The following is a 13,452-nucleotide window of genomic DNA, read 5'->3' as shown; positions in this document are numbered from 1 at the left end:
CGCCACGTCACGGGGAAGTCAACGAATCCAAGGGGGTGGTGGTATTTCTACCTATGTGGCCGCCTTTTTGGTCGTCTTTTTTGCCGCTGCCTTCTTCTTTGGCGCGGCTTTCTTTTTGGTGCCTTTCTTAGCGGCGCGTTCGTTGACCAGTTCGATGGCCATTTCCTGCGTCACGTCCTCGGGCTTGATGTCCTTGGGAATGGTTGCATTGACCTTTTCCCACTTCACATATGGCCCATAGCGCCCGTCCAGAACCTGCATTGCGCCACCATCGGGGTGGTCACCCAGTTCCTTGAGCGGTTTTGCCGCCGCCCGACGTCCGCGCCCCGGATTGGCGCGTTTTTCGGCCAACATCTCGACCGCGCGGTTCATGCCGATCTCGAACACGTCATTCGGGTCCTTGAGGTTGGCATAGACCGGTTTCGCTTCGTCCGGCAGTTGGTGCATCAGGTAAGGCCCGAACCGACCAAAGTTCGAGCTGATCATGCCGCCCTCGGGGTGTTCTCCGATCTGACGGGGCAGAGACAGCAGGGTCAGCGCCTTGTCCAGATCCATGTCATCCTTGCTCCACCCACGCGGCAGAGACGCGCGCGGGGGCTTCTTATTCTCGGGCGTCGGCTCGCCGCGCTGCACATAGGGACCGAACCGGCCTGATTTCAGCCAGATCTCATCGCCCGCATCCTCACCCAGCAGACGTTCGTCGCCTTCGGCCCCTTCGCCCGCGATGGGGCGGGTATAGGTGCATTCGGGGTAATTGCCGCAGCCCACAAACCCACCAGTGCGCGAGGTTTTCAGATGCAGCTGCCCTACGCCGCACTTCGGGCAGACACGCGGGTCAGAGCCATCCTCACGCGGGGGGTACAATTGCGGGGCCAGAGCCTCGTTCAGCTTGTCCAGCACTTCGGAAATTCGCAGTTCCGATGTCTCACCAATCGCGGCTGAGAAATCGTGCCAGAACTTGCCCAGCAAGTCTTTGTAGTCACGCTCGCCCGCGCTGACATCGTCCAACTCGCCTTCCAGATTGGCGGTGAACTCGTAGCCCACATACTGTCGGAAGAAGTTCAGCAAAAAGATCGTGACGATCCGGCCTTTTTCCTCGGGGATCAGGCGGTTTTTGTCCTTACGCACATATTCGCGGTCCTGAATCGTGGTCACGATCGAGGCATAAGTGGACGGGCGTCCGATCCCCAACTCCTCCATCCGCTTGACCAGTGTCGCCTCGGTATAGCGGGGTGGCGGCTGCGTGTGGTGCTGCAACGCCAGCACGGACTCGTTTTCCGAAAGGACGGCCTCTTTCGCGACCTTGTCGCCATTGTCGCTGGTCGCTTTGGTGAATTGATCACGCAGAGAGGTCTTAGCAAAACGAGCGGGATCACCCTGCATGATTTGCGGCAGGCGTTTTTCGTCCTCGTCGGTCACGTCGTCGCGACCTTCCTCGTAGACGCGCATGAACCCGTCGAACATGACCACTTGGCCGGTGGCGCGCAGACCGACCTGGCCGTCATCGCTGCCGATCTCAACGGTGGTACGCTCCAGCCGCGCAGCCGCCATCTGACAGGCAATGGTACGCTTCCAGATCAGATCGTAGAGCTTGCGCTGATCCTCATCCGTGACTTTCAAGTCGCTTGCATCGCGCGCCATATCTGTGGGGCGGATACACTCGTGCGCTTCCTGCGCGTTCTTGGCCTTGTTTTTATAGATGCGCGGGCTGTCCGGCACGTATTCTGCGCCATAGCGGTCGGCGATCACGTCACGAGCAGCGGCCACGGCCTCGGGCGCCATGTCAATGCCGTCGGTCCGCATATAGGTAATGTAGCCGGCTTCATACAACCGTTGCGCAACCTGCATCGCGTGACGAGCGCCCATGCCAAACTTGCGGCTGGCTTCCTGCTGCAAGGTCGAGGTCATGAACGGAGCCGACGGATTGCGCGCGGCGGGTTTTGCCTCGACCGAGGTCACACTCAGCGCACGGCTCGTGATCGCCTGAACCGCCAGTTCCGCTTGGGTCGCGTTTTTCAGATCATGCCTGTCCAGCTTGTTCCCGGCCAACGTGACCAGTCGCGCCTCGTAGGTCCGACCGCGCGGGGTTTCAAACAATGCCTTCACCGACCAGTATTCAACCGGTTTGAACGCCTCGATCTCCATCTCGCGCTCGACGATCAGGCGCAGACAGACCGACTGCACACGACCAGCGGATTTCGCGCCGGGCAGTTTGCGCCAAAGCACAGGCGACAGGTTGAACCCCACCAGATAGTCCAGCGCGCGGCGGGCCAGATATGCCTCGACCAGAGGCATGTCGACCTGACGCGGGTTCTGCATGGCCTCGGTCACGGCATCCTTGGTGATCGCGTTGAAGGTCACGCGGCTGACCGGCGTATCCTTCTTGATCGAGCGCCGTTTGGTCAGCGCCTCCTGAAGGTGCCAACTGATCGCCTCGCCCTCGCGATCGGGGTCAGTGGCGAGGATCAGGGCGTTGTCTTCCTTCAACGCGTCCGCGATCGCTTTGACGTGCTTGCGGCTGTCGTTGCCGACCTCCCACTTCATTGAAAATTCGTGCTCGGGATCGACCGATCCATCCTTTGGCGGCAGGTCGCGGACATGGCCATATGACGCCAGAACCGTGTAGTCGGGGCCAAGGTATTTATTGATTGTCTTGGCCTTGGCAGGGGATTCTACAACAACTACAGGCATTTAGGGGAAAACCTCGCTCGACGGAATTGGCGCCTTCTATGATGGGCAAAATGTGTGGGGCAAGAGCGAATTGTCAATGCGTTCCTTTTGCCATGTGAATTTGCGGGTGATTTCAGAGAGATGCGTCCGCGAAACCTGCGTAGTCTCTTGGACAGATCACCTCAGGCGGTCAAAGACAGCAATCCGCCAGGTTGCCGTTGAACGCGCCCGTCCAGTTCCAGATCCAGCAATGCCGGTCCAATCTGTTCTGCCGTGGCCGCGATATCCCAAATCAACTGATCTTCGGCAATCGGGGAAGGTCCGAGACGGGATAGAATCTGTTGATGCAAAGCATCGACAGGAATGGCGCGTTTCTCGGTTGCGGCGGTCGACGGGGCTGAGTTGTGTACCGTGACTTCATCGCGCTGCGGCAGCGCCTCGATCACGTCCTCGGCAGACCGGACCAGAGTTGCGCCGTCACGGATCAGCAGATTACAACCAGCAGTGCGAGCGTCGAAAGGATGACCGGGCACCGCCAACACCTCTCGGCCTTGATCCAGAGCGTCGCGAGCGGTTATCAGGCTGCCGGACTTGGCGGCGGCCTCGACCACTACGACGGCTTGCGCCAGCCCAGAGATGATTCTGTTGCGCCGCGGAAAATGGCGGGCCTGCGGGGTTACCCCCATAGGCTGTTCCGAAATGCGAAGGCCGGACTTTTCAATACTCTTGGCCAGATCGGTGTTTTCTGCTGGGTAGATAACGTCAACGCCCCCCGCCAAGACCGCGATCGTTCCAGTTTCCAGCGCAGCGATATGGGCGGAGGTGTCGATTCCCCGCGCCAGCCCCGACACTATGGTGTATCCCTGCTGGCCCAGATCAGCAGCCAAACCGCGCGCCATCCGTGCACCCAGCGAGGAACAGTTCCGCGCCCCAACCATGGTGATAGACGGCCGGTGCAGCAAAGACGTGTCCCCCATCGCCCAAAGTATCGGCGGCGCGTCGTTCAGATCGTTCAGTGCAGACGGAAAATCGGCGGCCCCAAGGCACAATAGCCGCGCGTTGGCGGCCTTTGCTGCCTTGAGTTCCGCCTCAATCACACCGGGTGGGCAGATTTCATACCCTTCTATACCGGCAGCGCGTGCCATTTCAGGCAGCGCGGCCAGCGCGTTCTGCGCTGAGCCATGTTCCCGCATCAGCCGACGAAACGTCGCCGGACCGACCTTGCGCGAGCGCAACAGACGAAGCCAGGAAAACCGATCCTCTTCCGTGGTGGGTGGGAGTGTGGGGTGATTGGAAGAAAGCTGCTCCTCGGTCATCCGTTGCTCCGCCTGATTGCAAAACTGGTTTACGACTGCAGGGGTTGACAGCTTCTGAATCCGGTCAAATTTTCCGGATAATTTTCTTGGATTAGCGACAAGGGAAATCTAATGCGTTGAAAAATATAAGTAAAAATCTTACCAGCGATGTGCGGAACAAGTCCCTTGGGTCGCATGAATCAAGGTGGCAGGAGCGCAGCGTTAACCCTGCACCCCTGTTTGATTCCCTTTAAGTGGCCGAGCCGCCAACGGTCAGGCCGTCCATCAGAACGGTTGGCTGGCCAACCCCGACGGGCACCCATTGACCATCCTTGCCACAAGTTCCCATCCCTGGGTCCAAGGCCATATCGTTGCCAAGCCCCCGGATTCGCCTGAGCGCGGAAGGTCCGTCGCCGATCAGCGTTGCGCCTTTGACCGGAGCGCCGATTTTCCCGTTTTCGACCCGGTACGCCTCGGTGCATGAAAACACGAACTTTCCGTTGGTAATGTCTACCTGACCACCGCCGAAGCCGACGGCCCAGATGCCGTCCTTGATGTCCGCCACCAGAGACGCGGGGTCCGCGTCGCCTCCTAGCATGACGGTATTGGTCATTCGCGGCATGGGCTTGTGGGCATAGCTTTGGCGTCGTCCGTTGCCGGTAGGAGCGACCCCCATCAACCGCGCGTTCTGACGATCCTGCATGAACCCGGTAAGAATACCGTCCTCGATCAGCACTGTGCGCGCGCTGGGCGTACCTTCGTCATCGACAGATATTGACCCGCGCCTGTCTGGTATGGTGCCGTCATCCACAACCGTCACACCCTTTGAGGCGATTTGCTGTCCCATCAGTCCGGCAAAGGCCGAGCTTCCCTTGCGATTAAAGTCACCCTCCAACCCGTGTCCGATGGCTTCGTGCAGCAGGATGCCGGGCCAGCCGGGTCCTAGCGCCACCTCCATTACACCAGCCGGAGCAGGGATTGCTTCGAGGTTGACCAACGCGATTCTCAACGCCTCGCGCGCCTTGTCCTGCCAGTCTGCCGAGTCAATCAGGCCGTCCAGCCCCACACGCCCACCTCCGCCGGTCGAGCCGCTCTCCCGGCGGCCGTTCTGTTCGACGATGACCGATATATTCAAGCGGGTCATCGGGCGCACGTCGCGCACCATCACCCCGTCAGGTCGCAGTATTTCAACCTCTTGCACGGCAGCGGCGATGGCGGCGGTGACCTGTACGACGCGCGGGTCCAGATCGCGCGCGAAGGCATCAATCTCGCGCAGGGTTTCGATCTTGACGGGGAACGTGGCCGATTCAATCGGGTCCTCGTCGGTGTAAAGGCGTGTGTTGGTGGCCCGGGGCGCCTCAGCCAATATGCCTCCGCCGTCGCCCACGGCCAGCCGCGCTGTTTCGGCCGCCCGCTTCAGTGCGGCTATCGAAACGTCGGTCGAGTGGGCATAACCCGCGACCTCACCCTGAACGGCACGCAGCCCGAACCCTTCGGAGGCATCGTATGAAGCCGTGCGCAAACGTCCGTCGTCAAAGACCAGGGACTCGGACTTTCGGCGTTCGACAAACAACTCTCCGTCCTCGGCCCCGGCAGTGGCGGATTGCAGAACTGCAAGCGCTTCGTCCTGGGGGAGAGCACTTTCAAAGGGGCGAAATGGGTCATTCGGCATGGATGGGACCTTTCGAGTTTGATCCAGATCAAAAATAGCGTCTGTTTGACGCAAGCATTTTGCTTTATCTACCACCCGGAATATGGTTTTTAACGCTGCCAAAGACAACGGGAGAGGTGTGACCGATTCACGCCTTTTCGCCAGGGACGCAAAGATCAAACGATCAGGACAGAAAATGAAGAATGCTTTGATGCTTTCGGGGCTAATGACAGCCCTCTCCAGCCTGCCCGCCATGGCTCAGGAGCTTGAGATTATTGGTAAGCCGGTTGATGGCGGTATGGGGTTCCAACCCGCAGCCACAAGTCTGGCCGAGGGGATTCAGCGGCTGGACGGAATGATTTTGGTGATCATCACCGCCATCTGCCTGTTTGTTGCCGGCCTGCTGATCTACTGCATCGTGCGCTACAACGGCCGCGCAAACCCGACGCCAGCGCGATTCTCTCACTACACCCCGGTTGAGATCGCATGGACCTTGGGCCCGATCCTGATTCTGGTCTTCATCGGTGCCTTTTCGCTGCCGGTTCTGTTCAAGCAGCAGGAAATTCCAGAGGGTGACGTGGTCATCAAGGTCGTCGGCAACCAGTGGTACTGGACCTACGAATACGTTGACCACGACTTTGCCTTTGACAGCTATCTGCTGGGCCATCCGGCCACATTGGACGAAGGTGCGCGCCCGGCTGACGCCGATGTCACGCCGTTCGTTCTGGATGACGCGATGCGCGCCAAGCTCGCTGACGCAGGTTACGGCGAAGATGAGTGGCTGCTGGCCACGGATACCGCAGTCGTTGTTCCGGTTGGCAAGATCGTCGTGATGCAGGTGACTGCGTCTGACGTGATCCATTCGTGGACCATCCCGTCCTTTGGCGTGAAGCAGGACGGTGTTCCCGGTCGTCTGGCCGAGCTTTGGTTCCAGGCCGACAAAGAGGGCGTCTATTTCGGCCAGTGCTCGGAACTGTGCGGCAAGGATCACGCCTATATGCCGATCACCGTCAAAGTGGTCAGCGAAGAAGCTTATGAGGAATGGCTGCAAGGTGCTCTGGAAGAGTATGCGGGCCAGCCTGCTTCGTATCAGGTTGCCTCGAACTAAGCCGCAAGCGGCCTAGGTTAAAACAATCGGGCTGCGCGGTGATCGCGCAGCTTTTGCCCCAAAAGGACCAGACATGAGCGACGCAAGCATCAATGCCAGCCAAGTGACCGCCTCGGCGCACGCGGATGAGGCCAGCTTTGGCGACTATTTCGCCTTGCTGAAGCCGCGCGTGATGTCTCTGGTCGTGTTTACTGCTTTGGTTGGTTTGCTCGCGGCACCCGTTCCGGTGCACCCGTTTGTTGGTTTCTGCGCGATTCTATTTATCGCCATCGGTGGCGGTGCCTCCGGCGCACTGAACATGTGGTGGGATGCGGATATCGACCGGGTGATGAAACGCACCAAGGGCCGTCCGATCCCCGCGGGCAAAGTGCAGGAAGGCGAGGCACTGTCGCTGGGGCTGGCGTTGTCGGGGCTGTCGGTCATCATGCTTGGGCTGGCGACCAACTGGTTTGCCGGGGCTTTCCTTGCGTTTACCATCTTCTTTTACGTCGTCGTGTATACGATGTGGCTCAAGCGCTCGACGCCGCAGAACATCGTGATCGGTGGCGCAGCAGGGGCATTTCCGCCGGTGATCGGCTGGGTCGCGGCTACGGGGTCGATGTCGATCGAGCCTTGGCTGATGTTCGCTCTGACCTTCATGTGGACGCCCCCGCACTTCTGGGCCTTGGCGCTGTTCATGCGCTCGGACTATGACGATGCTGGCGTTCCGATGCTGACCGTGACTCATGGACGCCGCGCAACCCGTTGGCATATTCTGATCTACACCGCGCTGCTTGCGACCCTGGCCATTGGCACTGCGTTTTCGGGCATAGGTGGCCCGATCTATCTGACTGTAGCCGTTGTGATGAACGCTCTGTTCCTGCGTGGCGCGTGGCAGATCTCGCGCCGGACCGAGGATGACTCGGAAGCTGACAACTTCAAGGTTGAGCGGAGTTTCTTCAAGCTGTCTCTGCTGTATCTCTTCCTGCATTTCGGCGCGATTCTGGTCGAAGCGCTGCTGAAACCTTATGGTTTGGGGGGCTGGTCATGAGCCTGCGCAAAAGCCACGAACTGCATCAACGCCGGTTCAGCCGCAATCTGGGGGTTGGCCTGACACTGGCTGCGTTCATCGTGATCATTTTCGGCCTGACCATCGTCAAGGTCTCGGGCACCGATTTCAACATGGCAACGCAAGAGGTGCAGAACTGATGGCGTTGTCGGGTCCTCAGAAGACTGTCGCGCAGACCGTGGGCGTGGTGATCCTGATGGGCAGCCTCGCGTGGGCGGCGGTGCCGTTTTATGACTGGTTTTGCCGTGTCACCGGGTTTGGCGGCACGACCGGAGTGGCCGAGACCGCGCCCGAGGATATTCTGGACCGCACGGTCACTGTCCGCTTTGACGCATCCAAAGCCAAAGATATGGCTTGGGAGTTCAAGCCTGTCGAGCGCGAGATGGAAGTGCGCATCGGCGAAACCGGTCTGGCCTTTTATGAAGCTTACAACCCGACCGACCGTCCGATTGCGGGGCAGGCATCTTACAATGTCGCGCCCTATTCGGCGGGCGGGTATTTCCAGAAAATCGCCTGTTTCTGCTTTGAAGAACAAGTGCTTGAGCCCGGAGAGCGGGTTCAGATGCCGGTGACTTTCTTCGTCGATCCGGAAATGGTTGAGGATCTCGAAGCCAAATATGTGCATACGATCACGCTGTCGTATACATTCTACGAAATTGACCTGCCCGAGGGCTACGCCGCCCTTGAGACGCAGGCTGATACAACAACGAACTAATGCCTTTAGGTGAGGGACGCTGATGGCACACGCTAAAAACCATGATTATCACATTCTGGCTCCGTCGATCTGGCCGCTGATCGGCGCGGTCGGTGGCTTTGTGATGCTGTTCGGAGCCGTCCTATGGATGCACGGCATCACGCCGTTCCTGTTCTGGGCTGGTCTGGTGGCCGTTCTTTACACCATGTTCGCGTGGTGGTCCGAAGTTGTGGCCGAAAGCCGCTCTGGTGATCACACGCCGGTTGTCCGCATCGGCCTGCGCTATGGCTTTATCCTGTTCGTGATGTCCGAGGTGATGTTCTTCTTCGCGTGGTTCTGGTCGTTCTTCAAACATCGCATGTACCCGATGTACGACTATGCCGGTACCGAATACATCCAGCCGGATATCCACGCAGTTGACCCGTTCCACCTGCCGCTGATCAACACTCTGGTCCTGCTGCTGTCGGGTTGCGCGATTACTTGGGCGCACCACGCGCTGGTGCATGACAATGACCGCAAGGCTTTGATCAATGGCTTGGCGATCGGCATTGTACTGGGTATCGCGTTTACCTTCCTGCAGGCGTTTGAATATTACGAGCTGCTGGCCCATGAGGGCTGGGAATTTGGCGGTGATCAGTTCTACTCGAACTTCTTCATGGCAACCGGTTTCCATGGCGCGCACGTGATCATCGGGACGATCTTCCTGACGGTTTGTCTGATCCGTGCCCTACGCGGAGATTTCACCCCCGAGAAGCATGTGGGCTTCGAGGCTGCCGCCTGGTACTGGCACTTCGTTGACGTTGTCTGGCTGTTCCTGTTCTTCGCCGTCTACATCTGGGGACAGGCCCCGCTGATGTGACGTCGGTCGGGTGATCCAATTGCAAAAGCCGCCCTTTGGGGCGGCTTTTTCTCTATTTGGGCGCAAGATTGCGCCCCATACAATTGCGTGGTTGCAATTCTGGCCGCTCCGCCCTTAACAAGACGCCGGTTTCTGAAAGAAGGTCTCGACCCCGCCATGCGCCGCATTTTGTTCCTGCTGATTTTTGGTGTCGCCGGTTTGGGCGTACTGATCTCGCTGGGTGTCTGGCAGGTACAGCGGTTGGCGTGGAAAAAGGATGTTCTGGCCGAGATCGACGCACGCATTGCCGCTGATCCAGTTGATCTGCCCGCGACCGTTTCTGCGGAACAGGACAAATACCTGCCCGTTACGATCTCGGGCGATATGGAGCCGGGGGAGATCCACATTCTGGTCTCGGTCAAGCAGGTCGGAGCGGGGTATCGGATTATCCAGTCCTTCAGCACCGAGGACAGGACCATTCTGGTGGACCGTGGATTCGTTCCAACAACCGCAAAGCAAACTGAACGTTTGAATGGGCCAATGACCGTTACCGGCAATCTGCACTGGCCGGATGAGATTGACAGCTATACGCCCGAACCTGACATCGATGCCAATATCTGGTTCGCACGCGACGTGCCCAATCTGGCGGCAGCTCTTGGGGCTGAGCCGATCCTGCTGATCGCGCGATCCGAAACCGATCCGGGGATTACGCCATTGCCGGTGGATACCGCAGGCATCCCCAACGATCACCTGCAATATGCAATCACATGGTTTGGTCTGGCTCTGGTCTGGGCCGCGATGACCGGTTATTTCCTGTGGCGCAATCGCGCCCCTTCTGAGAGTGAAGAACAATGAAATACATCTCGACCCGTGGCCAAGCGCCCGAACTGACCTTTGAAGAGGCGATGCTGACCGGTCTGGCCCGCGACGGTGGCCTGTACCTGCCAGCCGAGATCCCGGTGATGAGCCATGATGAAATCGCGGCATTGGCGGGGTTGCCCTATGAAGAGATCGCGTTCCGCGTGATGTGGCCCTATGTCAGCGGCTCGTTCACAGAGGGTGAGTTCAAGGACATCATCGGGCGCGCCTACGAAGGCTTCGGCCACGACGCCCGCGCGCCGCTGAAGCAGTTGAACGAAAACCACTTCCTGCTGGAGCTGTTCCACGGGCCGACGCTGGCTTTTAAGGACTTTGCCATGCAGTTGATCGGCCAACTGTTCCAGGTGGCGCTGAAACGGCGCAATGACCGTGTGACCATCGTGGGTGCGACCAGTGGAGATACCGGCTCGGCCGCGATTGAGGCGTTCCGGGGGTTGGACGCGGTGGATGTGTTCATCCTGTTCCCCCACGGCCGTGTCTCCGAAGTGCAGCGCCGTCAGATGACAACTCCTGCGGACAGCAATGTGCACGCGCTGGCAGTGGATGGCGACTTCGACGATTGTCAGGCCGCGTTGAAGGATATGTTCAACGATTTCGAATTCCGCGACGGGGTGAAGCTGGCCGGGGTGAACTCGATCAACTTTGCGCGGGTGCTGGCGCAGATCGTGTATTATTTCTCGGCGGCTGTCAGTGTTGGCGCACCGCATCGCAAGGTCAGCTTTACCGTGCCGACCGGAAACTTTGGCGATATCTTCGCAGGCTATCTGGCCAAGCGTATGGGGCTGCCCATCGACCGTCTGGTGGTGGCAACCAACCAGAACGATATCCTGCACCGCTGCCTCTCGGGTGAGGGATATTTCAAGGGCGACACCATCCCCTCGATCAGCCCGTCGATGGATATTCAGGTCAGCTCGAACTTTGAGCGGGCGCTGTATTATGCCTATGACGAGGATGGCAGCGCGGTCGCGCAGTTGATGGATGAACTGAAAAGCGGCGGGTTCAACGTAAGCCAGGGCGCCATGGAAGCGCTGCGTGAGAGTTTTGACTCGGGTCGCGTATCCGAGGATGAAACGCTGGCGACGATCAAGCACACGCTGGCCCATAGTGCCGAACTGGTCTGCCCGCACTCGGCCATCGGGATCAAGGTCGGTGAGGATCATCGCGCGGCGGATGTACCAATGATCACTCTGGCCACCGCGCACCCAGCGAAATTCCCGGCGGCGGTCGAGAAAGCAAGCGGGGAACATCCGCCCCTTCCATCCCGCATGTCTGATCTGTATGAACGTCCGGAGCGGGTGACGCGGATTGCCAATGATCTGGGTGCCCTCGAGGATCATATCAAAGGGCATATCGCCGAGTGACTGTCAGACAAGACCAGCTGAAGAACGGATTTCGGATCGTCAGTGAACATATGCCGGGGCTGCAATCTGCGGCCATCGGCATCTGGGTGACCGCCGGTGGGCGGCATGAGCGGATCGAACAAAACGGCATCGCGCATTTCCTTGAGCATATGGCGTTCAAGGGAACCGAGCGCCGGTCTGCGTTGCAAATCGCCGAAGCGATCGAGGATGTGGGCGGCTATATCAACGCCTATACCTCGCGGGAGGTGACGGCCTATTACGCGCGCGTTTTGAAAGATGACGTGGCGCTGGCGATGGACGTGATCGGCGACATTGTTCTGAACCCCGTTTTTGATCCGCGCGAGATCGAGGTTGAGCGCGGCGTGATCCTGCAGGAAATCGGTCAGGCCTATGACACGCCCGACGATGTGATCTTTGATTGGCTGCAAGAGCAGAGCTATCACGACCAACCCTTGGGCCGCACCATTCTGGGACCGTCCGAGCGGGTCAGCGCGTTTTCGCGTGAGGATCTGTCCGGTTTCGTATCCGAGCATTATGGCCCCGAGCAGATGATCCTGTCGGCCGCTGGTGCCGTGGATCACGACGCGCTGATGAAAATGGCCCAAGAGATGTTTGGCCATCTACAACCGCGCAAGGGGCTGATCCCCGAAGCCGCCCGGTTCACCGGTGGGGAAGCCCGGCAGCAAAAGGATCTGGAGCAAGCCCATTTCGCGCTGGCCTTTGAAAGCCCCGGTTACCGGGATGATGCGATTTATACGGCTCAGATTTATTCGACTGCGCTGGGTGGTGGCATGTCCTCGCGCCTGTTTCAGGAAGTCCGAGAGACACGCGGCCTGTGCTACACGATTTTCGCGCAGACCGGAGCCTATGCCGATACTGGCACCACGACGATTTATGCCGGAACGTCGGCGGATCAGGTTGGTGAGCTGGCGACCATCACCATCGACGAGATGAAGCGGGCCGCCGATGACATGAACCCGGAGGAAGTCGCCCGAGCCCGCGCCCAAATGAAGGCCGGGATGTTGATGGGGCTGGAAAGCCCGTCGAACCGGGCCGAGCGATTGGCGCGGCTGGTTCAAATTTGGGGCGACGTGCCGCCGCTGGAAGAAACAATCGCCAAAATCGACGCTGTCAGTACGGGCGACGTGCGTGCCTTTGCCGAACGCCTTGCGATTAACGCTCCGGCGGCGCTGGCCTTGTATGGCCCGGTGTCAGGCGCGCCGACGCTGGCAGAATTGCAGGAGAGGCGTGCGGCGTGATGCTGTTGGGCCGACGCAAGCTGAAACTCGAGACCGAGCGCCTAAGCCTGCGCCCGCCCACCCATTCCGACTTTAATGACTGGGCCGCGCTGCGGCGTGCGTCCAAAGGGTATCTTACCCCGTGGGAGCCGGTCTGGGCCAAGGATCACCTGAGCCGCAAGTCATTTACCAACCGCGTTTATTGGGCACAGCGATCCGTTGCCAGTGGAACCGCGATTCCGTTGTTTCTGTTTCGCCGGTCGGATGATGTGCTGGTCGGCGCGATCACACTGGATAATGTTCGGCGCGGCCCGGCGCAGGCTGGAACGCTGGGGTATTGGACAGGTGAGGCTTTTGCCCGAAACGGTTATATGCGCGAAGCGATCGGAGCCGTTGTGCACCACGCTTTCACCCGGCTGGACCTGAGCCGGATCGAGGCTGCATGCCTTCCCGAGAACAAGCCCTCTCGCGGGTTGTTGGAAAGCTCTGGGTTCAAGTACGAGGGGGTGGCGCAGTCCTACCTTCAGATCAACGGACGGTGGCGGACGCATGTGCTGTACGCAAGCCTGAGATCGGACCGCAGGGGAAAGACTGAGGCGGGGTAGGGGCTCTGCCCCCGCCGCGGCGGGCCGCGGCTCCCCCGGGATATTTTTAGCCAGATGAACAAGGG

General features: G+C 59.4%; 12 protein-coding genes. 9 read left to right on the top strand and 3 right to left on the bottom strand.

Annotated features, from left to right (window positions below; translation table 11 throughout):
* Window positions 1-51 precede the first annotated feature (51 nt).
* From topA to tldD, 3 genes are all read right to left on the bottom strand, one after another.
* The gene (gene topA, locus ACR0B7_RS03730) at window positions 52-2,691 is read right to left on the bottom strand and encodes a type I DNA topoisomerase (RefSeq protein ID WP_170484558.1); all 2,640 of its coding nucleotides are present in this window, start codon (window positions 2,689-2,691) and stop codon (window positions 52-54) included.
* A 161-nt stretch (window positions 2,692-2,852) separates the two neighbouring features.
* Complete coding sequence (dprA, locus tag ACR0B7_RS03725; RefSeq protein ID WP_170576693.1) at window positions 2,853-3,986, bottom strand: DNA-processing protein DprA; 1,134 nt, start codon at window positions 3,984-3,986, stop codon at window positions 2,853-2,855.
* A gap of 229 nt (window positions 3,987-4,215) precedes the next feature.
* A complete protein-coding gene (tldD, locus tag ACR0B7_RS03720; protein ID WP_170484562.1) occupies window positions 4,216-5,637 on the bottom strand; it encodes a metalloprotease TldD in 1,422 nt (473 codons plus the stop codon).
* A gap of 175 nt (window positions 5,638-5,812) precedes the next feature.
* Here tldD and coxB point away from each other — a divergent pair, with 175 nt between their 5' ends.
* The 9 genes from coxB to ACR0B7_RS03675 all read left to right on the top strand — a co-directional run bounded on the left by coxB (window position 5,813) and on the right by ACR0B7_RS03675 (window position 13,387).
* Window positions 5,813-6,724 carry a cytochrome c oxidase subunit II gene (gene coxB, locus ACR0B7_RS03715; protein WP_170386350.1) on the top strand — a complete coding sequence of 304 codons (912 nt, stop codon included), beginning with the start codon at window positions 5,813-5,815 and terminating at the stop codon, window positions 6,722-6,724.
* A gap of 73 nt (window positions 6,725-6,797) precedes the next feature.
* The gene (gene cyoE / locus ACR0B7_RS03710; protein ID WP_170484564.1) at window positions 6,798-7,754 is read left to right on the top strand and encodes a heme o synthase; all 957 of its coding nucleotides are present in this window, start codon (window positions 6,798-6,800) and stop codon (window positions 7,752-7,754) included.
* Window positions 7,751-7,912, top strand: coding sequence for a hypothetical protein (locus ACR0B7_RS03705; protein ID WP_162896804.1), 162 nt, complete (start codon window positions 7,751-7,753; stop codon window positions 7,910-7,912). The genes cyoE and ACR0B7_RS03705 overlap by 4 nt, the downstream gene beginning before the upstream one ends.
* On the top strand, window positions 7,912-8,487 hold the full coding sequence (locus ACR0B7_RS03700; RefSeq protein WP_170386356.1) for a cytochrome c oxidase assembly protein: 576 nt from the start codon (window positions 7,912-7,914) through the stop codon (window positions 8,485-8,487). Before ACR0B7_RS03705 ends, ACR0B7_RS03700 begins: the two co-directional genes overlap by 1 nt.
* A gap of 22 nt (window positions 8,488-8,509) precedes the next feature.
* On the top strand, window positions 8,510-9,325 hold the full coding sequence (locus ACR0B7_RS03695; protein ID WP_170484566.1) for a cytochrome c oxidase subunit 3: 816 nt from the start codon (window positions 8,510-8,512) through the stop codon (window positions 9,323-9,325).
* Window positions 9,326-9,481: 156 nt separating this feature from the next.
* On the top strand, window positions 9,482-10,159 hold the full coding sequence (locus ACR0B7_RS03690) for an SURF1 family protein (protein ID WP_170484569.1): 678 nt from the start codon (window positions 9,482-9,484) through the stop codon (window positions 10,157-10,159).
* Complete coding sequence (gene thrC, locus ACR0B7_RS03685) at window positions 10,156-11,544, top strand: threonine synthase (RefSeq protein ID WP_170484571.1); 1,389 nt, start codon at window positions 10,156-10,158, stop codon at window positions 11,542-11,544. The genes ACR0B7_RS03690 and thrC overlap by 4 nt, the downstream gene beginning before the upstream one ends.
* Window positions 11,541-12,803: a M16 family metallopeptidase gene (locus tag ACR0B7_RS03680; RefSeq protein WP_170386368.1), complete on the top strand. Its 1,263-nt coding sequence runs from the start codon at window positions 11,541-11,543 to the stop codon at window positions 12,801-12,803. Before thrC ends, ACR0B7_RS03680 begins: the two co-directional genes overlap by 4 nt.
* Window positions 12,803-13,387, top strand: a complete 585-nt coding sequence (locus ACR0B7_RS03675) for a GNAT family N-acetyltransferase (RefSeq protein ID WP_170484573.1) — start codon at window positions 12,803-12,805, stop codon at window positions 13,385-13,387. Before ACR0B7_RS03680 ends, ACR0B7_RS03675 begins: the two co-directional genes overlap by 1 nt.
* Window positions 13,388-13,452: the final 65 nt, after the last annotated feature.

The sequence above is a fragment of the Ruegeria sp. BB6 genome (assembly GCF_056539385.1).
The sequence above is the reverse complement of the archived record's forward strand: the minus strand, read 5'-3'. Positions and strand labels throughout refer to the sequence as shown.